Raw genomic sequence first — 26,089 nt, forward strand, 5'->3', positions numbered from 1 at the left:
CGTTTATTTGCTCCCGCGCCACGTGCTCCGACCCTGCTAAACCGGAGGGCTTGACAAAAACGTTCATAGCAACGAATCTGTCGCACGCTATTCGCCCTTTTAGGCACCATTCGGCGCCGATTGGGACAAATAGAGTGGCTAGGATTCGTTAGATTTCAAACAGGCCCATTTCTAGTCAAATAGCGTTCCTCAGATTCGTTAGGATCGCCACTACCGCCCCTCCGCTCCTCGTGCTTCCCGTTCCTTCCGGTAATCTCCGGGAGTGACGCCCTCTACCTTTTTGAACACGCGGATAAAGGACATGGGGTATAAGTATCCTACATGTTCGGATATGCTCTGCACGGAATCCTGGGTGGTCTCCAGCAGCTCCTTGGCCAGCTCCAGCCGCAGCCGTGTGAGATAATCCACAAACTTCTCCCCGAATTCCTCCTTGAAGATCCGGCTCAGCGTCTTCTGGTTCATGCCGAACTGCTCGCCGATCTGGGCCAGGGACAAATTGGGATCGCGGAAATGCTCCGCAATATACTGCCGGACCAATGCCGCTTGAGAATACTGCTCCCGGTTGGTGCGCAGGTCCTGCAGCTTTTCCGCCGTGGCCGCCAAGGAAGTGACCAGAGCCAATCTGGCCTCCTCCATCCACTCCACCTGCTCCGTAATCGCCTGCAGCTCCGCCAACCCCACTTCCCGCCACACATGCTGCAGCTCCTGGGGGGCATTCTGCATTTCACGGATCAGCTGGGCCTTGAACAGATGAACAAAACGGGCAATGTCCTCCTTGCCATATTCCCCTCCCGCCATGGACAGGAATGCGCTGTTCAGCCGCTCCTGCCAATCGGGATTGCCCAGCCGGTACAGTTGGGCCGCTTCCTTCAGCTCCTGGAGGACAGCGTCGATTTTTACGCCTCCATCCGCACCCGGCTCCATAAACCGGTAGACCCGGTTGGGACCGGTGGCGATTTTACGGTCCACGGCCAATTCCGCCTGGTCGTAGGAGGCAGACAGCAGCGGCACCTCCCGGATTTCCCGGCCTAAACCCACAGTGACAGTGAACTTCAGATACTGCTCCACCCACTGGCGCGCCTTGTCCGACATGGACGCCAGCTTATCAAGAAACGCCTCTCCTTGTTCCTTGTCCTCCGCGTTACGACTCCGCCAGTACAAAAGTCCAAGCCGGTTGGGCCCAATCCATTCTGCCCATAAGGATTCACCCGATTCCGCGGCCATTTCCTGGATCACGCTGCGGATGGCGAATTTAAACAAAGCTTGGTCGCGGACACTGTATTCCGAAGCAAAAGCTTCATAATAGTCCATTTCCACTATGCCCACAATGGCCTTGTCTACGGAGAAGGAAACCCCCAGCTTCTGGGTTTCCTCATGGAATTCCTCTCCGGACAATACCTGGTTGCCCTCCAGCAGCTCCTTGAAGAAGTGGGTTCTGCGGTAGACCAGACCTTCCGCCTGCTGCTGCTCGAAGCTGTTGGCTTCGGCAATCAGACTTTCCAGCGCATGGTCGATAAAGGAGAAGTCATCGTCCCCTTCCTCCCGCCGCAGGAGGCTGTTCTTCCGCTGGCCGAAGGTTTGCACCCGCTCCAATAACTGCTCCAGCGGCCGGTAATGGCGGTGGCTGATATACGTCATCGCAACAATACCGGCGATAACGGCAATCAAGCCGATACCGAACCAGATATAAGTAAAGGAGGAGAGCAGAGAAAACCAATTTCCTTTTTGCAAATCCATACTCACCTGAAAACCGGACAAAGCGGACAGGGCATACGCACCGTCCTTATCATTAGGACAGGCTGCCACTGGATTTGCGAAGCTGTGGCCCGCCTGATCGGCCAGACAGACCTTGGCGCCGCCTTCAATTTGCATTTCCCGGACCAACGCCTGCAGGGAGCCGGAACGGATGTTGATGACGATGAGTCCCTGCTCACCGGAGAAATACGGCACCCGCTTCACCAGTGAAATCACAGAACGGTTTTGCTCATCACCCGGAAACAGCGCAAGATTGCGGATTTCACTCCACATATTCGGCCGCGGCATATCCATCACCTGGCGGATAAAAGCGTCGTCTCCGAACTCCCCCAGCTGGGAAGAGAAGGATTGCATCAATATTTTGCCGTCGGATTGGCGGTATAAATAAACGGAATCCACCATGGGAAGCGGTGCCATAAAATCCAGCAGTGCATTGGTTGTACGGTAATAATCATACGTTCCCATAGCGCCGGATTCGTCGAAGTAGCTGACCACCTCACTGTTTAAGAGGAGTCCTTTGCTGGCCATGGTATCCACGTTCTGGAGAGTGGCATCCACAATCTGCATCACTTGCCCGGCAAACACACGGTTAGCCTGGACGGTCTGGCGTTTGGTGGTTTCCCCCATTGTCAGGAAGAAGGTAAGAATCAGGCAGAAAACGACTGTCAGGAAGATAGGCAAATAAGAGAGGATGAGACGATACAGCCATTTTTTCTGCATGCGGGCATTCGCTCCTGTAGATAGTCATCCATGCGGCATGGACCATGTTGTGTGGGTCTGGTATCGATCCCCTCCATCTTACCGTATCTTCGGACCAAAAGACATATTCACAATTCTCGTTAATCCCCCAACAAGATTCATTTCCGGTGAATGATGTTAAGAATATAGAGAACACTAGTACCAAATTCTAGAACCAAAATTCCAAAATGAGGTGATCCCATGCTGCACCATAACGAAGCCCACCGGGAAGGACTGGAAACCATCCGTAAGCTGATCAATGGAATTGACACGGCGATGCTGACCACCGTAACCGATGAGGGTCTCGTATCCCGGCCGATGAAAACCCAGGATGTGGAGTTCGACGGGGATATCTGGTTTTTGACCAAGAAGGATACAAGCAAATACTATGAGCTGCTTCATAATGCCCAGGTGAATGTGGCCTATGCGGATAAATCCTACGTCTCCATCAGCGGGACAGCGGAAATTGTACAAAGCCGGGAGAAGGTCAAGGAATTCTGGAACGCCATGTATGAAAAAATGCTGGAAACCACCTGGGAGGACCCCAATATTGTGCTCATTAAGGTAAAAGCCGAAAGCGCTGAATATTGGGAGTCCGGCAGCGTGTTCAAACAAGCCAAATTCCTGTTCGAGAAGCTGACCGGCAAGGAAACCGATACCAAGATGAACGATACCGTTCAGCTGTAGGTCATTAAGCGGACATTACGCTCACATAAAACCAGGGGCTGCCGGCATTCCACCGGGGGCTCCTGTTTTTTTGTGGAGGGCTGTTTTTTGCAAAGAAAAGTAATGATATACTTATTAAAAAGGGTGTTACTATGCATAAAATTGTTCTATTTGATGGAGACTGTAATTTTTGTGACCACAGTGTTCAATTTATCATTAAAAGAGACCCTAAAGGGCACTTTAAGTTTACCTCGATACAAAGCGATACAGGTAAGAAGATGTTGAATCAATTGAATGTTCCCGAAGATACGAATAGCTTTATTCTAATAGCTAATAACAAAACCTATTCTAAATCCTCAGCGGCTCTTCAAATTTGTAAGGAATTAAAAGGACTTTGGAAGATATTTTACTTCCTCCTAATAGTTCCAAGACCCATACGAGATTTGTTCTATGGGATACTTGCCAACAATCGATATAAATGGTTTGGTAAAAAAGAGAGCTGTATGTTGCCTTCTCCTGAAATTAGAGAACGTTTCTTATAATACTTAGTAAGGAGCCCTAAAGCCACAAAAAAGCCTGGCGGAGCACGTTTCATCTCCGTCAGGCTTTTCGGTTTAGGTATTCCGCCTAATCCTCCACCACAAACAGCAGGTCCATTCCTTCGGCATCGATCCGCAGGCTCCGGTCCTCCAGGAACCACACATCACTTTGTTTGATATATATGAAAAAACCGCCAGCCGACATCTGAGTAACCGGATCGTTGGGCTCCGGCTTCTCCCGCAGGATCCCCCATACATAGGGCTCGCTCCCGCCTCCGGCATACCTCACATATACCCGGATATAATCCCCTTCCGCAAAATCCCATTCCTGCTTCAGGCAGGAGACAGCCGATTCCGTAATTTGCAGATTCATAATTGCACCTCCAAGGTTAATCTCCATTATTGCCAACTTCCGATGGACGGATACGGGTAATTCCGGATGCCGCCGGTTAACACCACCCCCGATCAATGCTATAATAACATGTAAACGCTTCACTGTAAGCAAGCGCCGGTTCCGAAGGGTGGTTTCATGAAGAAAAAATCCACGATAAAAGGCCGTATCATTCTGATTATGACGGTATTTGCCCTGCTCTGCGCCACGGTGCTGTCCGTGTTCAGCTACCAGCTGATCTCCTTTTTCCAGCGCAAAACCACCATTCAGGCCACCAAGTTCAATCTGCAGCTGATTGCCAATATCATTGATCAGGATCTGATTAATCTGACTGCCTTGGCCATGAAATGCAGCACCAATTCCCCGACGAACACAAGGCTGGCCGATTATTTTAAAGCCGAGGAGCCCAGCCCCTGGATGGCCATTGATGTATTCAACGCCATGCAGGATGGATTCCGCAGCAACCCCTCCAATACCTACGCCCGGCGGCTGATCGCAACGAATAACAACGCTCTTTTTGTACAGGTGGACAGCGCCGGCAGCTCTATCCCCCTGAATGTACATAACCTGGACAAACTCCCGAAGCCCGGCGAGCTGGGCGCCGAGCAGTGGAATATGGTGATGCAGGACCCCTTCTCCACCGCTACCGTGCTCCCTTTTGCCATGCCCATCTACGGTAACGGAGCCTCCAACATCGGAACGGTCTACTTATTCGCCAATGCAACGGTCATTACGGATAAGCTGAAGGGATACAGCATCCCTAAGGATTCCCGGCTGGTGCTGACGCTGGGCGGCACGCATTATCAGATCACTGGGGACAAGGTCTCCACGGAACCCATTCGCTATGAGGAGGAGCCCTATACCAACGATAACTTTGATGATCTGGGAGCCGCGTTGTCCTATATAGCCGGAGGTTCGGGCCGGCAGCTGGCGGTCTCCTATCCCGTCCGTTCCGGGGTGGTGCTGACCCAAACCCTGGAGGGCAACCAGTTTGCGCCCCAGGCCAATATTTGGCTGTTCCTGATGGCGGGGGTTTGCCTGCTGGTTATCGGTGCAAGCGGCATCATTACCTTGTATTTAACCCGGACCATCAGCCTGCCTGTAGAAAAGCTCAAGAAACGGATGGACAAAATCGCCCAGGGCCAGTTTTATATGGACAAAAATATCGAGTGGAACAGCGAGCTGGGGGATGTAGGCAGAGGCATCAACCGGCTGTCCCAGGATATTGTAGCGTTGATGGAGAACCGCATGGCCCAGGAGAAGCAGAAGCAGGAGCTGGAATACCGGGTGCTCCAGAGCCAGATCAATCCCCACTTCCTCTATAATACACTGAATTCCATCCGGTGGATGGCAACCATCCAGAATGCCACCGGCATTGCTGAAATGACTACCTCCCTCTCCCGGCTATTGCGCAGCATCGCCAAGGATATGGGCAAGCCGGTTCCACTGAAGGAGGAGCTGGCTCTCCTGGACGATTATTTCCTGATTCAAAAATACCGCTACGGCAGCAGCATCACCATGGAGCGGCAGGTGGAGAGTGAGGATTTGCTGTCCGCCCTGATCCCCAGGCTAACCCTGCAGCCGCTGGTGGAAAACGCCATTTTCCATGGGATCGAACCAAAAAGCTCGGGACATGTACACATCACCGTTGCCCGGCAGGGCGTCTTCGATATCCGCATTGCCATTGAGGATAACGGCGTGGGTATGGAGATGGACCAGATTGCTGCCGCACTGGCGGACGAAGCTTCCACTGCCAAAGGTTTGATGGAGCATATGGGGCTCCGCAGTGTCAACGAGCGGCTGCGCCTGGCCTACGGCGAGCGGTACGGCATAACTATTGAAAGCGAAGTGGGCCGGTATACGCGCATTATCATATTACTCCCTTATTATACTTCCGGAACAAGGATGTGACCGCATGATCAAGCTGCTTATTGCCGACGACGAGGCATTGGTATGTATAGGCCTGCAATCCATGCTGAAATGGGAGGAATACAACATCGAAATTGTGGGGATCGCCCACAATGGCGCCCAGGCGGAAGAGCTGATCGGATCCCTGCAGCCGGACATTGTGATTACTGATATCAAAATGCCGGTGAAAACAGGACTGGAGGTGGCGGATGCCGTCCGCAGGAAGCAAGGCCGCCTGCCTCTCTTCATCATCCTGACCAGCTTCGAGGAATTCGAATATGCCAAAAGCGCAATAGAGCTCCAGGCAGTGGACTATCTGGTCAAGCTGGAGCTGACACCGCAGATGCTGACCACCTCCATTTTGAGAGCCATCTCCATTCTGGCGGATTATAAGTCTCTGGAACAAGGTGCCTCCGCCCCGGATTCCACCCGCCGCAGCGACCTTCAAGGACACCGGGAGAAATTTTTTACCCGCCTGCTGAACAATTTATTCGAGAACAAAAACCAATACCTGCTGCAGCAAAAGGACCTGGAAATCGTGCTGGACCAGCCCTTCTACGTGGTATCCACCTGCCGGATTCTCGGTCCCACCAGTGTTCCGCCCCGGGGAGACAAGCTGGTGGCCTTGTGCACCAGCACCCTTCAGATGGCCAAGGACACCCTTGCCCGGACGGGCACCTGTTTTGTCATCAGCCTGGACCTGCGGAACTTCGCAGTGATCCTGCCAGTCACAGGGACAAACCCAGAGAACGGGATGGCGGCCATCGGAATGCTTCTGGCTCATATGGCCTCCGTCCTGCATAACTACTTTAATGTGACGGTAATTGGAGCCGTGGGATTCGCCGTGGAAGACCCCTACCTGCTGAGGGACAGCTATGAGTCCGCACGCCGGGCCATGCCGGAGGCAGTGCGCGGGCAATCCTTTGTATTCTATTCCTCCGACCGTCATGCCCGTGAGGAGCATGCCCTGTTCGATTTTTCCGAATCCCGGCAGGACATCCGTCGCGCCTTTGAGGAAATGGATACCCGGGCCTTATACGCCATCATCACCAGGATGATCGAGGATTTCGACAGCCGCCCTGAGCTGGTGGTGCCGGCAATGGATGCCGCCTGCAATGTACTGTACATGGCTACCTCCCTCCTAGCGGACGGAGAGAACATGGTGGAGCATATTTTCGCCGATGAGCCGGAGGGCTACCGGGCCATCTACCAGCAGCACACCATGGAAGGAATCGTGGAATGGCTGGTCCGGTTCCGGGACGGCAGCTGCGAGCTGTTGTCCTCCAGGAGGCAGAGCTATAAGGAGCAGCTGGTCAAGAATGTCCAGTCCTACATCAAGCGGAACCTGGACAGCCGGCTTTCTCTGAATCAGGTAGCCGACGTGTTCAGCTTCAGCCCAAATTATTTGAGCCATCTGTTCTCCAAAACCGCAGGCATCAACTTCGTCGATTACATCACCGAAACGAAAATCGCCGCAGCCAAAGAGATGATGCTCCGCGGCGAAGGCCGTGTCAACGAAATTTCGCAGAGGCTGGGCTACGAAAGCGCCTTTTATTTCAGCAAGGTGTTCAAGAAGGTGGAAGGAGTCTCGCCCAGAGAGTTCATGCAGCAGACTGAAACAGGCTTGACGGCAGGAAGCTTGGGAGATTCATAGGGTTAATTATCCCATATACAGCCGGGGCTTCTATCTGAATGGATAGAGGCTTTTTTGCCGTGCGGAGTTCAATTCGGTTAACGTCAGGCAGGGCATATGGTCTTGCCGCATGCGCCTTATATGGAGAGCAGGTCATAATGCCTGCTCCTTTCACCGAGGACTGACATAATCTAATCTTAAAAGCTTTCTTTGGGAGATGGAACTATGACCCTAGCCCAAAATAATATTAGGCTCCCTGCCAATAAGAAGGAGCCGGGAATGCTGCGCTATCAATGCACGTGGAGAGGACCACTGGAAAAGCGGAGCGGATTGGGCCATGCCAGCAGAGAGTATGTTCAGGCACTAAGACGGCAGGGAGTAGATGTGCGGATTGGTGACAGCAGCGGGCCCGCGTCCCGGGCAGAGAGCAGAGCCGGCAAGCAGGTGCTGATTTATCATCATCCTCCCCATACGCTGAATTTCAGGGAAGCCAAAGAAAGATATGACCGTATTATTCTGAATACAGTCTGGGAGACCTCACGGACACCAAGAAATTGGATGCCCTATATGAATCAATTCGACGGGATTCTCGTACCGTCCCGGCACAACAAGGAAGCCCTGCGCAACAGCGGCGTGAAGGTGCCCATCTACATTGTTCCCCACGGTGTGAACACAAAGCTCTATAACCCGGCTAATCCGAAGTTCAGCCTGGGGGAGCATCAGGGTAAGTTTGTTTTCGTATCGGTATTCAGCTTTCAGCACCGGAAGAACCCGGAGCTGCTGCTTCGGGCCTACTGGCAGGAATTTTCGCAGAAGGACCGGGTGCTGCTGCTGATAAAAACCAGCGGCTTCGACAAAGACGAGGATGGCGAATGGATCAAAAACAAAATCCTCCGTTACAAGGAACAGCTTGCTCTTCCCCACAAAACTGCACCGCTTATGCTCATCACCAAGCGTATCAGTGATTCATCGCTTCGCAAGATCTACACCTCCGGCAATGCCTTCGTCTTGCCTACACGGGGGGAGGGTGTCGGGCTGCCCTTCCTGGAGTCTATAGCCAGCGGTGTTCCCGTTATCACAACTGCCTGGGGCGGACAGATGGACTTTCTTACCAAGAAAAATTCATTTTTTGTAAAATACAACCTTCGCAATCCCGCGGCGAGCATGCAGCAAAAACACTGCATCAGCCGAAAATTCAGCAATTTATTCGCCCAGAAGGGGCAGCTTTGGGCGGAAGCGGAGCTGGATGACCTGCGAATGCAGATGCGAAGAGCTTATGCCAATCCGCAGCTGTGCAAGCAGAAGGGAAAGCAAGGCCGGCAGGATGCGCTGAATCTGTCCTGGGATCGGTCAGGAAGGCTGATGAAGAAAGCCATTGAGCGTATTATCAGTGGAGACCGGCGAGGTTAAAGATGCGGTTAGGCTCGGATAGGGGGAGATACCATGCAGATCGTACTGTTGTCCGGCGGTTCCGGCAAACGATTATGGCCATTGTCCAACGAAATACGGTCCAAAGCATTCCTGAAGCTGCTTGATGGCGAAGGAGGGAGCAAGGAGTCGATGATTCAGCGGATTACCCGCCAACTGGCTGCCGCCGGTCTGCTCCCCTCCACCCATATTGTCACTCATGCCACCCAGGGTGAGATTACCCGCAGCCAGACAGAAGGAGCTCTTTCTGTTTTGGAGGAGCCGCATAAGCGCGGCACATTCACGGCAATTGCACTGGCGGCCGCTTTTTTTCACTCCCGGCTTAAAGTAGACCGGGAGGAGATCGTGGTGGCCCTGCCGGTGGATTCTTTTGTCGAGCAGCCATTCTTCCAGGCGATCTTGCGCTGCCCCGCAGTGCTCGCCCAGTCTGCTGCCGATCTGGCATTGATCGGCACCTCTCCTGCCGGACCATCCAGCCAGTTCGGGTATATGGTGCCCAGCCCTATGTTGGAGGATCAGGACTTCCGCCGGATTGAACGTTTCGTGGAGAAGCCGGATGCATCCGTGGCGGCAGATCTGATCCGTCAGGGGGCATTGTGGAACTGCGGTGTGTTTGCTTTTAGATTGGGCTTCATGCTTGATGTAATGTTAGCTAAGGGCCTTCCTCTTGATGCCGGAGCACTGTTGGGTTTATACGGACAGCTGCCGGAGCGCAGCTTCGACCAAGAGGTCGTCGAACAGACGGCCAATTGCGCCGCCATCACCTATGGGGGGCTGTGGGATGACCTGGGCAACTGGGATGCCTTCACTCAGCATTTGAACAATAAGGTCACCGGCCTGGGGCAAGTGGAAAACAGCTCCACCAATACCCATCTGGTCAATGAACTGCCCTGTCCCATCCATGTCATCGGCGTTTCCAATGTGATTGTGGCTGCGGGTCCCGACGGTGTGCTGGTCGCCAGCAAGCAGCAGGCCAGCCGAATCAAGGATCTGCTTAAAAATAACCGAATGCCGATGATGGAGGAGAAACGTTGGGGCGTCCGCCGCACGCTGGACTATTCACGTCACAGCCAAGCAGGTGAAAGCCTGACCAGCAAGGTGACTCTGTTGGCCGGAACGAACACCAGCTATCATTTCCACCAGCACCGCACGGAGATCTGCGCCATACTGTCCGGAGTGGGCGAATGCCTGATGGACGGTCGGGTGATGGCGATTGGAAGCGGTGATGTGCTGGAGATTGCAGCGGGCGTCAAACATAGTATCAAGGCTATTACCGCCATGGAGTATATCGAAACCTGGCTGGGGGAACAGCTCGACGGCGAGGATTGCACGCGGCTTGCTCTCATCTGGGAGGAGGCGGTGCGGAGTAGTGAATGAAAGCCGTTTATAAAATAAACCTGCTCTAAGATTTCCGGTGCCAATCGGTTGTCTTAGAGCAGTTGCTTTTCAGGCCATCTCCTCCAATACAGTAGCCCTGAAGCTCCAGTGCTGCACGGTAAAGGCTGCCGTTGTACTTCGGACCTGGAATGCATAAGCTCCATAGGACGGTTCCGTGACGGAGTCCACCCAATTCATCATCATCATATATTGGTTATCCCCAATGCCCCAACCGCAATTGAGACTGCCTGAATTAAGGACTTCATTAGTAGACTGATCGACAATACGGTATTGCACTTCAAACCTTCTTTCAGGCCCGCCTTCGAATTGGATTCCTATCAGAACCTCCTGGAAGACCGTTTGACCCGGCCAACCCGGAAGGGGAGGATGCGTCTGCACAGTAGTCCATCTGATCGTCCCATCATAAGCCGGCACCTTTACTGAAGGCTCAACATGATAGGTTAATTTTTCCGCAGCCCGGATGGGATGATAGCTGCTTCCCTTTGGACCGGGCGGACCGGATGGACCCGTGGGTCCTGTTACATCCGTTAACCGCCCCGCACCGTCTAGTGCCACCGGCTCCGCTACGGGAATGTCCTCAATACTGACTTGAGGGTTTCCCACAAGAGGATGAGCAGCTATATTTCGAAAAGAAATAATTTTGGCCTTTACCTTGTAAATGTGTGTGCCTGCTTCAATGTGATCGATAAAATCTATACTTTCATTCAGCAGCTGGACTTTCCCGACGGGAGCATGAACATCAACGGGGGATATCTGCTGCGCCACGACATCACCGTCACGTGACAGCTCCCATTCCATATGCAGTGACCCTGCTCCCGGAAAACAAGTGGACACCTTCAAGGGAATGAGGAACCTGAACAGCGTGTCTGGTTGATCGAAGTCTGTTACCACCGTTGCGGCCAGTTGAACTGTTGGACCCGGACTCCCCAGGACAATGGGTATAAACGACATAACCTTCCGCTCCTCCTACAGCACATAGTCTCCACGTAATCCGTTCGAGTACCAGTATATGTGTGTTGTGGTTTCCGTTGCACCTGTATATAGCCCGAAATGGACTGTGTGGATATGAAATGGGCTTAAGGATTTTCAACTCCTCGAACAGCGTATAAAACAGAAGAAGAGCAGCGAGTTAAGCTGCCGCTTCTTTCTGTTTTGTTGAGGTCTGTTAGTTACCCTTCAAACCACCTTGGTTTATCCAGTACGGTGGCCCTGAAGTCCCAAAATTGAATAGTAAAAGGGATATTTCCGTTCATCTGAAAGGAATAAAAGACGTCGTAAGAATCTGTGATTGTGTCGACCCATTGTATTAACATTGGATACCGGTACAGCCCGTCTCCAGAACCTATAAAAATGCTGCCCGGAAGAACGTTTATATTGGATGCACTATCCAAAAATCTATAATGAGCAGTAAGACGGCTTTCATCAAGCTCACAACGAATCTCACAGAGAAATTCCAGGAAAATTTTTTGATCGGGCTCCACTGAAATCTGCGGAAGGGCTTGGATCGTGACCCATTCGCCTGTTCCGGGAATCTCAATGGCCGGTTGTTCATTGTAGTTATAGTTTCCGGCAAATTGTATGGGGAAGTAATCCTCACCTTGTGGCCCAATGCCTCCGGTCAAACCTGTCATTCCGGTGGCTCCTAATACAGTCGGCCCTCTTCCCGTAATCCCTGTTGGACCACTTTCCCCTGTTAGCCCAGTTGGTCCGCCAACCCCCATACCTGTCGGCCCCGTATTTCCCATGCCATCAAATCCGGTAGGCCCCGTTACCCCATAACCGGTTGACCCTGTCGGACCTGTGGCTCCTGTTGCTCCTGTTCCACTGGCAGCATCGCCCGTACCGGTGGGACCTGTAGCTCCTGTTGCCCCTGTGGCACCAGTGGGGCCTGGCAGTCCGATGCCTGTGGGGCCATGATTTCCCGGATCGCCGCCATCCCCTTTGGCTCCCGTAGCTCCGGTTGGACCTGTCGGACCTGTTGGACCCGTTATGCCGTCTTCCACCAATGGACCCGATGCAGGAATTCTTACGCTGATTTCAGGCTTCCCTAATAAGGGCTCCGCTGCAATGTTACTGAACGAAATTACATGCACCTTTAGGTTGTATATATGAGTTCCCGCCCCCACATCGTCCATGAAATCAATCACTGGCGACAATAACTGTTCCTCTCCCGCAGATGCGGAAACCGTTACCGGAGACACCTGCTTCGCAATCAGTGCATCTCCCCGCCAGATATTCCACTCTACATACAACATTCCTGATCCTGATGAAATCGTGGACAGCTTCAAGGGAACTTGTATGCTGAAGAGCGTGGCAGGAGGATCATAATCGGCCCTATACGTAATGGCCAGATGAAGCTCCTGTCCAGGTTTGCCCAGCATTAGAGGTGTAAATGACATAGAACACCGCTCCTCCTACAAAAGTCCTTTTGGTTTCTCAATGCTCGTATTCATACACAGTCAAATATAGAGCAGCTTGTGTAATGGTAATCTCAAATGCGCCATCGGTAGGTGTCAAATAAGCCAGATTCACCCATACCCCGGACTGCTGATGGGAAACATCCATGCGAATAGGCAGTACAATCTCCCTCAAATCCTCCCCTGCTGCTGGATATACGAATTCATTCATTTGGTCTATACCTGCATGTACGATGTAATTAAAATAAACTTCCTGGGTGCCTGTATACGTGCTTTGTGGCTTAATTTGCACCTGGATATAGCCGTCAATGGTTCCCCGTCTCATGTAATAAACATTCGGAAACATCAATAAGAAATTCAGGGTTTGTTTGGCAGGATCAAGGGTCAAGGCCTGGGGCAGCTTGGTGGAATAACAAATTTGCGTTTCTTGAATGGCTTCTCCGTTGTATCCGGTAGGACCGGTTGCACCAGTTGCACCTTTAGGGCCGGTGAATCCCATTCCAGATCCTGTATCTCCGCGAAGACCAGTCGGACCAGTGGGACCGGTGGGTCCTGTAATACCGAATCCCGTAAAACCTGTTGGACCTGTATGCCCTGTTCCCGTAGGGCCAGTTGCTCCCGTGATACCAGCTCCGCTATAACCTGTAGCTCCTGTCGGCCCCGTTCCCCCTACTCCATAACCTGTGGGGCCGGTAGCACCGGTAAGCCCCGGCAGACCGGTTACACCGGCTGTTATGCTTTTTCCTCTACCGCCTTGTGAGCCGGCGGGACCCGATTCTCCGCTAGGCCCTGTAGGCCCAGTGGGACCGGTGGGTCCAGTTGGCCCAATGGGTCCCTCCAGCACGACCGGTCCCGGCCCTGTCTGTATAAGCGGGGCAAAGGCAATTACCTCTGATGTCAGGTTAACAGCTTGCAGAATAGTAGCCTGAACCTGATAAACATGAAGACCTGCTTCTAGAGACTCAGCATATTTAAGATACGCATCTGTTTGGAATTGCTCTCCCGATGCCGATTGCCCCTCCAATACGACTTGTTGAGTTAATAAATGCTTTCCGTTTCGGCTAACGATATATTCCATGAGCAGCCGGTACAAACCAGAGGTTTCCGTTTGCAGCAGCAATGGCAGTACCACCGTTGTCTCAGCAAGAGGATAAGCCTCCTCTACCGACAGCATAATCTCTTCCAGAATAGCGCTTGCGCCGCTCATGACAGGGAGTGATATAAAGTTGGACATCCGGCACAACTCCTTCTATACAGCTTTTTCTTGAATCCATACGGTTTTCACACTAGTCCCTTGGAGTGTAAATATTCATGGCAGTGAATACCTGCGTTAAGGAAGCTGGAAAACTCCCAATGGGGGAAGTGATCATCTTCGCTTGAAAAATGTATTCAACTGGTCCTGGACCAGCAGGAGGGATATCCAAATGGGTAAAAGGCAGCCAAACTGTAATCCCGTTATTAAAGCCTATTACATCTTTTCGATGCTCATATTGAAAGGATTGAATAGGCGTTCCATCCCGAAGCACCCGATATTGAATAGTGAAATCGCCTGTCGCCAAGAAATCCGAGCCGTAAGAAAAATCGAATCCCCCCTTTAACATAACAGCCGATGCTAATAATGGCTGTGTAGAGCCAATCGTGGCAATAGAGACACGTCCAATTTCGGTCCAATCATCAAAACTAATTGTCTGCAACCACTGTGTGTAAGCCTCCCCGGTAAACCCCTGCCCCACTCCTGTAAATCCAACCCCTGTCGCTCCTCTGGGGCCATTTTCTCCCATCGGACCATCCGGACCCGTAATTGCATCCGGTCCGGTTTCACCTGTTGCTCCCGTTGGGCCGCGGAGGCCGGTGGGACCTGTAAGGCCAAAGCCAGTTGGGCCGGTTGGACCGATGCCGCTTGCACCTGTTGGACCTGTAGAGCCAAAACCAGTGGTGCCTGTAGGGCCAGTCATTCCTGTATAGCTTTCGTCAGAAATAAATGGACCGGTTGTTCCGGTATCGCCTGTAGGACCGGTGGCACCGGTGGGTCCGTAACCGGTAATGCCCGTTTCTCCCGTCAGTCCAGTAGGACCCTTAGGGCCCTCATCCCCAGGTGGACCTGGGGGACCCTCCGGACCCTCCGGACCAACACCGTCCTCTTGCAGATCAGGATGAGTAGCGGTATACGGATTACCGGCTTCCGGATGTCCTTGAATGTTCTGATAGGCCAGAACTCTCAGGTGCAGTTCATACAAATGTATCTCTGCAGATAAAACCTCCGAAATATAGAAATGAATATTGCCTGAAACTACCTCACCTGCATTACCCGACCCTACATACGGCTCTGTTACAGATTTTAGAACTTGACCATTCCGCCAAAGCTCCAGTCCTAAAATAAGCAAATAGCTGCCTGTATTCTGCAGTCTGAACCGAACAGGGACATTAAAATGAATTTGTGACAGCGGCTGGCTTTCCGCAGGCGCCACAGTCGCAATCAATCGGACTTCTGCTCCGGGGGTCCCCAATAGAATTGGAGTAAATAAAGGCATCCGACACAACTCCTCTTCCAAAATAAATTTTGAACCTTGCTGCCCTCCGGCTTAGGCATATTAAACCCGGCACATTCCTCCTCCAGGCTATGAATGAGTTCTTTAGATCTCAACTCTTGGATAGCAGTCCCGTCCCCCTGCGAGTATTGAACCGGACGAGCCGGAACCGACTAAACACGATATGCTATGTCCGAACCCCACCGCATGCTCCAACGTATGCCTGTTTTACTTTAAAATGGTAAGAATGACGGAGTATAAACAGCGGATTAGCTTTCGGCAAAACAAAAGAAGCGCAGCAGATTGCGCCGCGCTTCCTCTTTTGTTTGCAGCAATTGAATTACTCTACATTCTTAAGCAAGTTGTATAGTACCTGCACACTTTCGGCCCGGGTCAGCTGCTCCTGAGGAGCAAACTGTCCATTTTCCCGGCCCTGGAGCAGCCCTGCCGCACCAGCAGCGGATACGGCGTCCTTGGCCCAGTCACCGATTTGGGAGGAATCCGTGAAGCTGATGTCCGGCTGGCTTGCGGGCTTCCGTCCGGTTTTCCATTCCAATGCCCGGATAAGCATCACTGCCATTTCTTGCCGGGTTATGGTTCCATCCGGCTCGAAGCCGCCGGCACTGCGTCCGGTTACCAGCCCGGCCTGTGCAGCAGCAGCTACTGCATCGGCGTACCAGGCATCCTGCGGCACGTCGGAGAATGCAGCCGCGGTCTTCCCGCCTGCAGGCTGGATGGCCAGAAGGCGTACCAGCATAGCGGCAAATTCAGCCCGTGTAACCGAGCCCTGCGGCTCGAATCGGGTATCATCCACACCGTTAATCACATGCTTCGCTGCCATCCGTGTGATGACGGTTTTGGCCCAGTGGCTGCTGTCCACGTCCGAGAAGCTGCGTTCATACGCCAGAACAGCGTATTGGCCGGAGAGCGGGACGGTGGCCGTTAATTCACCGTTCTTCCATTGGCCTCCCAGATAAACCGCTTTGCCGTCTGCCCCGATCCCATACATTCCCAACAATTCCGAGTCGGCAGCAGGGCCGGTTGGGATGGACAGCTGAACCGTCTCATTGGATAACGCAGGGGCAATGGCGAATGCTTCACCGTTGGCAGCTACTGCTTCCAGCCGGATGCTGTACAACCCGCCGGCCGCTTTCCATTGCACACCCGCTGGCAGGGCTGCGGCCTCCATGGCCTGATTCAGGGAACGGGAATCGCCGGTCACAGCCGTAATCTTGACTCGAGCCTCCTGCCCTTCTGCGGCTTGCGCCAGCAGCTTCTGCAGGGTTTGCCCGCTGAGTGTTAGGACCGTCTGCTCCTTCACCAGCTTCAGAATTTCGCCGGCTCCCACGGTGTTGGCCAGCTGCGCCGGAAGCAGCAGTGCTTCTGCTTCCATATTCCATTGAACGGAATAGGTTCCTTGTCCATCTGTCTTCAAATCATCCAGATCCACCTGTTGAGTGTTTACCGGAACCTCGGGTGCAGGCACTGGTGCTGTCACGGTGTCCGTATTGTTTTCGCCACCGGAGTCAACAACAGCTGCGTAGACAATGACCTCCCGGGTCATTTCCTCCGCCGCGTTGCCTGCCGCATCCTGCACATTGTAATGGATGGTATAGGTACCGGCTACAAAGGTGTTCAGAGCCGAAACTGGCTTGCCCCCAAAGGTAATCGTGGTCACGATCCGTTCCGTAATGTTGCCGTCCCGGTCATCGGTTGCGGCAGCACCTTCATCCTGGTAGCCCGAACCGTGCCCTGCATATACCGTTTTGTTGCCCTTCAGTGTGATAACGGGTTTTACTGTATCCGGCAGGATTGGCGGCGTCTTCACAATGACCTCCCGGGTCTTCTCCTCCGCCGCGTTGCCTGCCGCATCCTGCACATTGTAATGGATGGTATAGGTTCCGGCCGCAAGGGTGTTGACAGCCGTAACTGGCTTGCCCTCAAAGCTAATCGTGGTCACCAGACGGTCCGTAATGCTGCCGTCCCGGTCATCCGCCGCAAGGGCACCCGGGTCAAGATAAACCGCTCCGTTTTCCAAAGTAATGGCCGCATCACCAAGCAAGGTTATCACAGGCTTCACCACATCGGGCCCGCCATAGGTGGCCACTACCACTGTCCGCGTCACCTCATTGGCCCGGTTGCCCGCCAGGTCGCTGACATTATAATGCACCGTGTAGGTGGCTTCCGTCACCGTGCTGACTTCTGCTGCAGGAAGACCGTTCCAGCTGTAGGACGTGATAATCCGGTCCGTAATATCTCCATCCCGGTCATCCATAGCGATAGCCCCGGCATCCGTATACTCCGCGCCGACACCCAGGGTCACCAGCTCATGCCCCAGCAGGGTGATCTGCGGCTTCACTGTATCCGGCTCAGTGGGAGGAGCCTTCACCACAACTGTCCGTGTCACCTCAGCCGCCAGGTTGCCAGCGGTATCGGAGACATTGTAGTGGACTTTGTAGGTGGCTTCCGTCACCGTGCTGACTCCTGCTGCGGGAAGCCCGTTCCAGCTGTAGGTGGTGCTAATCCGGTCCGTTATATTCCCGTCCCGGTTATCCAATGCCGTCGCTCCCGCGTCCGTGTATACCGCGCCTTGGTTTACGTAGGCCGGATCTTCTCCCAGAAGAGTGATCACCGGTTTTACCGCGTCTGCACCCGGCGTTTGGGTAATCATAATCCAACTGAGCTGCACATCCGTATTGCTGCCGGAATTGGCGGGGGCCACCATAATCTCCATGGTCCCATCCTCATTCATGACAATTCCCTTATGCTCCGCAACCGCATAGGAAGCATTGATAATCCGTCCGCTCTCCACGGTTACGCCGTTAATGACCGTATTGGCAGCCCGCTTGGATTGAGAACTGGAGAACCAGGGATCGTAGAAGCCCATGTAGACGGTATAATCACCTTTTTCCAGATCGAACTTGTAGGTCAGATTCCGTTCCGAGGAGCTGTTCACATAACGCAAGCTTTGGAAAATATCCGCTGTATTGACTCTCAAGGTACTGTTATTACCGGAATATCCCCATGTTTTACCAGCTGCAGGATCATACACCTGCTCCGCAGCCTCGTGCCGCAGGACTTTGCCTGTGGAGGTTTTGTAGGCCTCCATCAGCTGGGTATATTGCGGTACATCCCCCGACGCCGGATTAACGAAATACTGCAGATTGTCCGGAAGGGCAACCGTGACCTCCACATCCACCCGGCTGCCTGCCAAAATGCCGCCAAGGGTTCCTTTTACAGCAGCGGCTCCGACGGTTAGCCTTGCCGCCTCCAGACTGGCCGCATCCCAGATCACCGGGATATCCCGGTAGACGGTTTTGCCCTTCTGAACATCCAGGGTTAATGGCAGCTCAAGAGCTTCGCCCAACCGGAAGGTGTTGTTTATGGTTGTCAGCACCTTCAACGGCGAATACCCGTCCAGCACATCCAGGGTCCAGTTGCTGAGGGTTTGGCCTTCGATTTGGGTGCCGTTGGACGTGATGCGCAGGGGAACCCACGCATAACCGGAGGTCTCCAATGCCCGCTGGATCCAGCGGTCGCCCATGTAGATGAACAGTCCGTTCTCCGCGTCATAAGGAATGACTGCTGTGGACTGCGTCCGGTAAGAGGTATTGGAGCTGTCGTTGGGGAACGGATTCCCCAGCTTGGTATAGGGCGTGAAGGTTTTGCCTCCATCCTCTGTATTGCCGAAAATATGGTTGGCCCTGTACGCAATAGACGGGTTCGGATCCCAGCCTGTTGTGCCGGAGGTAATGAAGTAATAATACCCGTCGTACTTGAACACTGCCGGTGCCTCCCGGCTGGCGTCAGGGAAAACCCGGGCCGTGAAGGTTTCACCAAACCCGGAGGTGCCGTCTTGGGCCGGGGCGGTGTACGTCTCATTCAACAGGGAAACATACGTGTACTTGTTCTCTTCGCTGGAATAAATGGCATACGCCTTGCCGTCGTCATCCTGGAATACGGTCATATCCCGGGCCATACCCTTGTTGCTGTCGTAGTAGCCCTCAATGTAGTTCATCTTTTGGGCGTTCACCAGCTTGAAGGGGCCGAAGGGCGTATCCGATACGGCAAAACCCATTTGCGCCCGGCTGTACCGGCTGATCCCGGTGTTATACATAGGGTCGCTCACCAGGGTGTCGAATTGCTCCAGTATCCGTGCATCCGTGGGACCGTCAGCATGATACACGATCACATATTTGCCGGTTTGTTCGTTATATAGCATTTTCGGGCGTTCCATGATGGTGTAATAGGCATAGGTGCGGTCAAAAGCCAGCTTCAGGCTTGCATCGTCATAAGAGGCGGCCACGTAATCGAAGTCTGCATCTGCGCTGCGGCTGTAGCCGGGATGGGTATTGCGGTCTACATAAGCCTGCAGGAAGTCCCGTGCACCATCAATATCTGCCTGGGTCAAGGGCTGGCCCCGTTCGTTCAGACCCACTCCGGATGCCGCCATGGCCCTTGCCTTCAGCTCTGCCAGCCGGGTGCTGCTCAGCTGTACCCCAGTGCCATCTGCAGTTTTCTCCATGGGGAACATCCGGTGAGGATACAGTGCAACTCCCATGTCCACCCAGTTGTACAGATCCTTGGATACATAGGTATGAATGCCGCCGATAGGCCGCCCGCCATAGGTTTTATCCTCTCCCACCCACAGCCAGGCACCGTCTCCTTGAGCCGGAGAGGCCGTGTAGGACGGCTTATCCCCGTCCCATGTGATGTGCTCTACCCAGGTAACCTGGCCGCCATGGGCCTGGATGGGAACACCGTTGGTATCCAGCCACACATCCGTATTTTCACCTGCCACCCCACCCAGTGTGGTATATACGGAAGGTTGCGCCGGAGCCGCCAGCTCCTCCACTGCAAGCCAGCTGATGGCGGCATTTTTGTTGGTTTTGCCTGCTCCCGGACCTGCCGTATACGAGCCCACATTGGTCAGTACATAACGCACATCGGAGGCTCCGACCGGAAGATTGAGGCTGTATTCCACCTGCCGGGAATGTCCCGCATGATCCAAATGCAGGCGGTTCACCAGCTGGGAGACGGTTTTGCCGTTCAGGCTGTATTCCACGGCAATTTTCAGCGGCATTTCGTTATCCCACCACAGCCGGTGATAAGAGGTAAAGCGGTAGCTTTTGCCACCCTCCAGTCCACCTAACCGGTATGTCAGGGTAGACAGGGGATCGCCGCCGTCGATCATGATGCCTGTTGCATGTTTGTCCAGATCGGGCTGAGCGGATTTATTAATGATGGGTTTGACGGCTCCCGTGCTGCTCAGGGTCGTGTAGCCCCAACCCGATCCCGAGCCTTCACTGTACAGCTGGTTGGCCGAGCCGTTTAACAGAGTCCCCCCCGCCAGCTTGCTGACAGCCTCATAGATAACGGGTGCCGACGCTCCGGCATCAATGAAATACTTCAGGCCCGGAGGAATCACCTCCACATAGGCCTGGAACTGTTTATCCCCGCTACCGTCGTTGTAAGCGCCGGATACCGGGATGGTCTCAAAGGGGGTATCAAAATCCGCTGCAGTGACGAGGGTGCTGCCGTCTGTTGTCCAGCGTGTTACGGGATATTCCGGTCCTCCATCCGCCAAACGCACCAGCTGGGGCAGCTGGGGGAGGGTTCCCGCATAAGCTGCATAAGCCTGGGTAGTCCGGGAGGTATCCACCACGGGCGCTTTAATGACACCGTTTGCCGCTGCGCTTGCTTCGGCTTCACCCTTGGACAGTGCCACCGTAAAACTGAAGCTGCCCGGTGCTGTGCCGGAGGCTGCCTGGAAGGAGGTGAAGGCGATTTCGCCTGCCGTAACTCCTGTTGCAGCAAAACCAGGCAATCCGCTCATGGTTTGACGCAGCCAGGTCCGTACGTCCTCCTCCGTATTGGCTGCAGTCCTCTCTACGGTGTAGGCCGCTCCTTCAAGGATGCTCTTGGCTTCTTGGACCGCCTGCACATCCGCAGGGCTGGGCACCCGTTTGGCAACGGCCACATAACTGACCAGAGAAGCCTGGTTGCCCGAGTAGGTGTTGTTAATGGAGAGCTTGACAGTTCCATCAACGGGCAGCGTAAAGCTGTGACTGACGGATACGCCGCCGGAACCTGCTACCAGCCCGGTTCGGACGGGTTCCGTCACTGTAGCGCCTTGGGCATCCATGTAGCTCAGACTGATGTCCATAGTCCGGTTAGTGTTACTCCACCAGTCCCTGTGGAAGGAGGTGATGGTATACTTGCCCGCCGTTAGGGGGAACACATAACCCAGCGGATTGTTGCGGGTGTTGGAGCCGTACACACCGGTTTGGCCTTTATCCGTTGCTACCACGGCGCCGCCCAGCCCCTTCATCTGGTAATTGCTGTTGGCCGGAGTATGTCCCCAGACACTGTCGCCGGTTGAAGGCTGATCCGCCTTGTTATTCAGCAGAGTCTCCCCAACCAGGCTTTTGATGAGGGTATACGGAGGTGTATCCCCATCTACCGTAACACCGGTATCCACGAAATAAACCAGACCTGGAGGCACTACTTCCACATAAGCAGTGGTTTCCAAATTGCCGTAGGTTCCTTTAACGGAGACCGTTTCATAAGGGGTGGCAAAAGCAGTATCCTGGAGCTTCCAATCTACCTTCACCATCGAGGTGGTGCCGTCCTGATGTTTGGCCTCTACAGTTTGGGGCAGCGCAGGAGCCGTGCCGGTATATGTGGCCGCGTAAAAAGGGGTAGCCAAAGAGATAATGTCGCCCATATACAGCTGTTGCTCCGCCGCTGTCAAACGTGCAGCAAGCTGCTCCGCGCCTTCCTGGTCCAGCCGGTAGGCTGCCGGATCGGCCAGGGCCTCCCCTGCTTCAGCGCGCAGTGCCTCGAACCGCTGCCAATCGGCCTCGGTAAATTCCGGCTGGCGGGTTACCGCTTGAGCTGACGTGCTTGCAGTCTGCAATGCCGTTGTATCCGGCGCGCCGTGGGTCAAACCAGGCACTACCGCCACCGCATCCACAGACAGGTTCCCGCTGACCACCTTCACTTCAACGGTATGAGGACCGTACTTGAGCCCCCGGAGGCTATAGGTTTGGTACAGCTCCTTGGAGGCAAGGGTGGGAGCCGCCTTGGCGACGGTCAGGCCATCTACGGTCACCTCCAGCTTGGCCGTGCCGTCGTTCGGTCCGAGCAGATCCAGTCCGGTACCGGTAAAGGTGTAGGATAGTGCGGCTCCTGTCCCCTGGCTAGCCGAAATGGAGCGTTGGTAGATATACATGCCCTGCCCGTTGGTGTGGTTCCATGATCCGTTATACACCAGCTTTTGCTGCGGAACCGGAGCCAAATCGGTCATCTCCAGATTATCCAGCAGCTCGGCATAATAAGGCTCGTAGCCGTCCAGCTTTTCCACCACCAAATTGTCAAAACAGGTAAAATAATAGCCGCTGGCCAGATCCACCCGCCCGGAAAGCTTGGGGCTCGGGTCGGTATAGGTGGCAAGCTTCACACCGTCCAGATACGCTGTGATTTGGCTTCCCGCTGCTTCGATGGCCAGCTTATGCCAGGCATTATGAGCGGTATTAAAGCCCTCAATCCTGACGCCTCCTTCACCGCTGGCCGCATTGCCATTGGCCACCTGCACATTGTTCACCAGAAGCTGCCAGCCGCCGTCAAACCAGAATTTCAGCACATACGGCGTGCCCGTTATGGAATGGGAGCTGCCGCCGCCCTGGTATCTTGCGCCGATGGCTGCATAGTTGGCACCCCCTTGGGTGCTGTTATTTTCGAATGATACATCCACACTGGCCCTGTAGTTCATCCACCGGTTGTCACCGATGGCTGTAACCGGTTCGCCGTTGTTCCAGGTGCCGCCCAAGCCCATGCTGCTTCTGTCCAATTGCTGGCGCAGCACATAATTGCCTGTGGTTTCATCGAGATAAGCCTCGAAAGCGCCGTTGCGGTCATGGGTATAACGGGGTATGGCTCCTTTGGGACCACCACGGGAATCCACATAGCTTTGGCTTCCGGTGACCAAACCGCCTGCGCCGATGACGGGAACGGTTCGGCTTGTATAATCAAAATTATCCGCATACAGTATGTTGTCCGAAGTATTCTGTCCGGCGCCTGTGGCGTCCGTATCCAAAACAGTCCGTTCCCCTTCCACGGGAAGCGCCTTGCGGTAGGCCGGATTGCTGTCGTTGTCCAAGGAGGTTACTGTCACAACGGAATACGGCTTCACCTTTACCGTGTAGACACCCGCCCCATCGGCAGCAGCCTCTTCCAGGTATTGCATGTACCGGCTGTTGAAGGCTTCGCCTGCCTCTGCAGCCCGGGTCTCCCACACCTCCAACGGAGGTTTTCCTGCGGAGAAGGCCATGTTTACAGTCTGAAGCTTATAAGTGCGTTCATATTCGCTGTCATTGACGATAACTGTGGAAAAGTTGCTCTTGTCCGGCGCCGCCATGGTCATATAGCTGGGGGTGCCGTTGCGCCCGCTTACCGGGTTGGTACCGGTGGCTCCGGTATAGCTGGCTTGCGGGACGGCCCGCCAAATGCCAGCAGTATTGGTCTCATTTTCCCAGCCGGCCTTCATGAACCAGTTGAAATGCTGCAGCACCGCCAGCCCCGCATCATAATGAATCCAGCCCGACCACGGATCGCGGGCGCTGACCAGTTCCTTGAAGGAGTACTGCCCTCCCTCATAAAAGGAGCCGATAGCCGGCTGATAAATAAAGTGGGTCCGCCGGGAGTTGACGAAGCCCTTGATAATGGTGTTGCCCATCTCCAGCGCACTGCCGGTTCCGCCAATGCCGGTTCCTGCTGCGGAGGGGTCCTTCACATTGTTGTGCGGACGGAAAGCCGAATTGCTGAAGGTGGCTTGGGCTTCGCTGTTCCAGATTTCCAGATCGTACTGCTCTGCCAGCTTTTTGAAGTTGCCGGCGCTGTCATCGTCGGTATTGTAGTGGTACCCGGCTACAGATATCACATCCCGGAGCGTTGCGTCACTCACCAGACTGCCCCCGAAGCTGCCAATGCCCACCTCGTCGGATATCACCATCTCCATCCGGTTATAAAGCGCTTTCTCTTCTGCGTTCAGGAAACCCTCGGCGTCGTTTCTTACCTTGGCGGCATATTCCCTGGTCCAATTCAGATCAGGCGCATGTTCATTAATATACGGGTTCACATAGTCAGCCATATAGCCGTATTCCCGATAAGCCGCCAAAAGGGTGTTTTTGTACCAGGTATAGATTTTGTCGTTATTATCTGCCCAAGCCGGAGCACTCCAGCGCAGAATGCTGACCTTGACGTTGGGGTTAACCGCCTTGGCATCCGCAGCCAGCTGGAAGCCGGGATGGCGGGTCACATTGGCCGGTTCGTCAGCCGTCCGCATGGTGGCCGGATCAGGGCCGGTGGAGTTGTTCCGGTCATTGCCCATTTCGATTTTCACATGGGACATAAGCGGATGTTCACCGCCGAACAGCACCTGGAGCAGCTCCGTATATTTATCCGGATGCTCGGCCTTATAATCCATCAGCAGGGCACTGGTGCTGTTGGCGCTGAGTACGCCGAAGCCCTTGAAGGTCAAGCCGTTAACATTGTCTGCTTTGATGTCGTTGCCGTCCAGCAGCACCTTCACCATGGAGGCGGCAGCCTTGCGGGCATCCTCTATCATGGTTTTGATGCCTCCCTGGGCAACGGAGAACCAGCTCAGAATCGGCGCTTCGCCGGACACATTGGCGTAGGTCAATGTAACGGGTACGCTGGCATTGGCATCCGCAGGCAGGGTGAATTCGCTGGATATCTGGGTCGTGGCGTTGGTATTGTATTGGTCCAGCTGCAGAGTTTTCACGGTGCCGCTTGTATCGGTGTAATCGATCCGGGGTTTCGTCTCCCGGGAGCGTGTGCCGTACCAATCGAAGAAGCCGCTGGTCAGGGTATACTTGCCTGGGGCCAAGGTTAGCTTATACGAAATGGAGTTGTTGCCGGTACGCAGACCGATGCGGTAAAGATCAGTGGAATCACCGGCAGCTGCGCCATCCGGGCTTTGCAGCGGATCGGTCCGGGTAGAGTTGGCGCGCAGTCCTACAACAGCTCCCCAGGTGTTGTTTGGTTCTCCGGTCATGTTGAAAATCTGGTCGGACACTTCGTTAGCCAGGTGCACTCCGTTTAATTGGGTGACCGCCTCATAGAATAGCGAACGGATCACCGGCTTTTTGTCGGTTCCGAGAGGCGGGTTGGCCCAATCCGGACCGGTGCCGCTGTCCACAAAATAGACCAGCGGGCTGCTCTGCGGAGGCAGCACCACTACGTTAGCCATTACGGTTGTACCGTTGGCCGCCGCTCCGGTAACCGTGGCGATATCATACGGAATGGCAAAGGTATCCGCCCCGATGAACCAGGTGACCGCCGATTGCACGCCACCCAGCTCGATGGCGGTTGGCAGCGAGGTGCCTGCGGTTGAGGTAGCTCCTGTGTAGGCGGCAGCATACACGGTTTCCGGCGCTGCAGCTGATGCCTTCTGCGGCGGCAAAACGGACTGGAACAGTCCGGCCAGAAGCACGGCCACCATGGCAAGCGCACATAACCGGCTTCCGAGGGTTTGCTTTTTCTTCATTGAAATCCTCCTTATGTGGATGATGAGGATAGTGCCTTACCTTTGTGGGACGTGAACTCGGTTTTTCATACAGGATATGCCCCAGCAGGCGCTTTCCCGGGGTTTATACTCGGTTTTT

The 26,089-nt window shown here is 54.1% G+C and carries 13 protein-coding genes; 6 read left to right on the plus strand and 7 right to left on the minus strand.

What is annotated here, in order from left to right; all coding sequences use genetic code 11:
* Positions 1-210 precede the first annotated feature (210 nt).
* On the minus strand, positions 211-2,475 hold the full coding sequence (locus ACI1P1_RS24625) for a helix-turn-helix domain-containing protein (RefSeq protein WP_416219118.1): 2,265 nt from the start codon (positions 2,473-2,475) through the stop codon (positions 211-213).
* A 219-nt stretch (positions 2,476-2,694) separates the two neighbouring features.
* On the opposite strand from ACI1P1_RS24625, the gene ACI1P1_RS24630 reads away from it, so the two are divergent.
* Together ACI1P1_RS24630 and ACI1P1_RS24635 are read left to right on the plus strand one after the other, a co-directional pair.
* Positions 2,695-3,180, plus strand: a complete 486-nt coding sequence (locus ACI1P1_RS24630; protein WP_416219119.1) for a pyridoxamine 5'-phosphate oxidase family protein — start codon at positions 2,695-2,697, stop codon at positions 3,178-3,180.
* 131 nt (positions 3,181-3,311) lie between these two features.
* Entirely contained in the window at positions 3,312-3,701 is a 390-nt protein-coding gene (locus ACI1P1_RS24635; protein WP_416219121.1) for a thiol-disulfide oxidoreductase DCC family protein, read from the plus strand.
* Between the two features lie 85 nt (positions 3,702-3,786).
* On the opposite strand, the gene ACI1P1_RS24640 is transcribed toward ACI1P1_RS24635, so the two are convergent.
* The gene (locus tag ACI1P1_RS24640; protein ID WP_416219122.1) at positions 3,787-4,071 is read right to left on the minus strand and encodes an iron-sulfur cluster assembly accessory protein; all 285 of its coding nucleotides are present in this window, start codon (positions 4,069-4,071) and stop codon (positions 3,787-3,789) included.
* Positions 4,072-4,227: 156 nt separating this feature from the next.
* Between ACI1P1_RS24640 and ACI1P1_RS24645 the strand changes: the two genes are divergently transcribed.
* The 4 genes from ACI1P1_RS24645 (at position 4,228) to ACI1P1_RS24660 (ending at position 10,435) form a co-directional block, all read left to right on the plus strand.
* Entirely contained in the window at positions 4,228-6,000 is a 1,773-nt protein-coding gene (locus ACI1P1_RS24645) for a sensor histidine kinase (protein ID WP_416219124.1), read from the plus strand.
* 4 nt (positions 6,001-6,004) lie between these two features.
* A complete protein-coding gene (locus tag ACI1P1_RS24650) occupies positions 6,005-7,651 on the plus strand; it encodes a response regulator (protein ID WP_416219125.1) in 1,647 nt (548 codons plus the stop codon).
* A 258-nt stretch (positions 7,652-7,909) separates the two neighbouring features.
* On the plus strand, positions 7,910-9,040 hold the full coding sequence (locus ACI1P1_RS24655) for a glycosyltransferase family 4 protein (protein ID WP_416219126.1): 1,131 nt from the start codon (positions 7,910-7,912) through the stop codon (positions 9,038-9,040).
* Positions 9,041-9,073: 33 nt separating this feature from the next.
* The gene (locus ACI1P1_RS24660) at positions 9,074-10,435 is read left to right on the plus strand and encodes a sugar phosphate nucleotidyltransferase (RefSeq protein ID WP_416219127.1); all 1,362 of its coding nucleotides are present in this window, start codon (positions 9,074-9,076) and stop codon (positions 10,433-10,435) included.
* Between the two features lie 69 nt (positions 10,436-10,504).
* Here ACI1P1_RS24660 and ACI1P1_RS24665 read toward each other — a convergent pair whose 3' ends face one another.
* From ACI1P1_RS24665 to ACI1P1_RS24685, 5 genes are all read right to left on the minus strand, one after another.
* On the minus strand, positions 10,505-11,407 hold the full coding sequence (locus ACI1P1_RS24665; RefSeq protein ID WP_416219128.1) for a hypothetical protein: 903 nt from the start codon (positions 11,405-11,407) through the stop codon (positions 10,505-10,507).
* 218 nt (positions 11,408-11,625) lie between these two features.
* Positions 11,626-12,855 (minus strand): collagen-like domain-containing protein, encoded by a 1,230-nt coding sequence (locus ACI1P1_RS24670; RefSeq protein ID WP_416219129.1) that lies wholly within the window; start codon positions 12,853-12,855, stop codon positions 11,626-11,628.
* A 37-nt stretch (positions 12,856-12,892) separates the two neighbouring features.
* Positions 12,893-14,107, minus strand: coding sequence for a hypothetical protein (locus ACI1P1_RS24675; RefSeq protein WP_416219130.1), 1,215 nt, complete (start codon positions 14,105-14,107; stop codon positions 12,893-12,895).
* A gap of 52 nt (positions 14,108-14,159) precedes the next feature.
* Positions 14,160-15,404: a hypothetical protein gene (locus ACI1P1_RS24680; protein WP_416219131.1), complete on the minus strand. Its 1,245-nt coding sequence runs from the start codon at positions 15,402-15,404 to the stop codon at positions 14,160-14,162.
* A gap of 337 nt (positions 15,405-15,741) precedes the next feature.
* A complete protein-coding gene (locus ACI1P1_RS24685; protein ID WP_416219132.1) occupies positions 15,742-25,971 on the minus strand; it encodes an immunoglobulin-like domain-containing protein in 10,230 nt (3,409 codons plus the stop codon).
* Positions 25,972-26,089 lie beyond the last annotated feature (118 nt).

Source organism: Paenibacillus mesotrionivorans (assembly GCF_046098205.1).
Classification (GTDB): domain Bacteria; phylum Bacillota; class Bacilli; order Paenibacillales; family NBRC-103111; genus Paenibacillus_AR; species Paenibacillus_AR mesotrionivorans.

What these genes read in the sequence shown, in the direction of transcription:
- ACI1P1_RS24670 (WP_416219129.1), bottom strand. Translation starts at nt 12,855, where the DNA reads ATGTCATTTACACCTCTAATGCTGGGCAAACCTGGACAGGAGCTTCAT.
- ACI1P1_RS24685 (WP_416219132.1), bottom strand. Translation starts at nt 25,971, where the DNA reads ATGAAGAAAAAGCAAACCCTCGGAAGCCGGTTATGTGCGCTTGCCATG.
- ACI1P1_RS24635 (WP_416219121.1), top strand. Translation starts at nt 3,312, where the DNA reads ATGCATAAAATTGTTCTATTTGATGGAGACTGTAATTTTTGTGACCAC.
- ACI1P1_RS24630 (WP_416219119.1), top strand. Translation starts at nt 2,695, where the DNA reads ATGCTGCACCATAACGAAGCCCACCGGGAAGGACTGGAAACCATCCGT.
- ACI1P1_RS24660 (WP_416219127.1), top strand. Translation starts at nt 9,074, where the DNA reads ATGCAGATCGTACTGTTGTCCGGCGGTTCCGGCAAACGATTATGGCCA.
- ACI1P1_RS24645 (WP_416219124.1), top strand. Translation starts at nt 4,228, where the DNA reads ATGAAGAAAAAATCCACGATAAAAGGCCGTATCATTCTGATTATGACG.
- ACI1P1_RS24640 (WP_416219122.1), bottom strand. Translation starts at nt 4,071, where the DNA reads ATGAATCTGCAAATTACGGAATCGGCTGTCTCCTGCCTGAAGCAGGAA.
- ACI1P1_RS24655 (WP_416219126.1), top strand. Translation starts at nt 7,910, where the DNA reads ATGCTGCGCTATCAATGCACGTGGAGAGGACCACTGGAAAAGCGGAGC.
- ACI1P1_RS24680 (WP_416219131.1), bottom strand. Translation starts at nt 15,404, where the DNA reads ATGCCTTTATTTACTCCAATTCTATTGGGGACCCCCGGAGCAGAAGTC.
- ACI1P1_RS24665 (WP_416219128.1), bottom strand. Translation starts at nt 11,407, where the DNA reads ATGTCGTTTATACCCATTGTCCTGGGGAGTCCGGGTCCAACAGTTCAA.
- ACI1P1_RS24625 (WP_416219118.1), bottom strand. Translation starts at nt 2,475, where the DNA reads ATGCAGAAAAAATGGCTGTATCGTCTCATCCTCTCTTATTTGCCTATC.
- ACI1P1_RS24675 (WP_416219130.1), bottom strand. Translation starts at nt 14,107, where the DNA reads ATGTCCAACTTTATATCACTCCCTGTCATGAGCGGCGCAAGCGCTATT.
- ACI1P1_RS24650 (WP_416219125.1), top strand. Translation starts at nt 6,005, where the DNA reads ATGATCAAGCTGCTTATTGCCGACGACGAGGCATTGGTATGTATAGGC.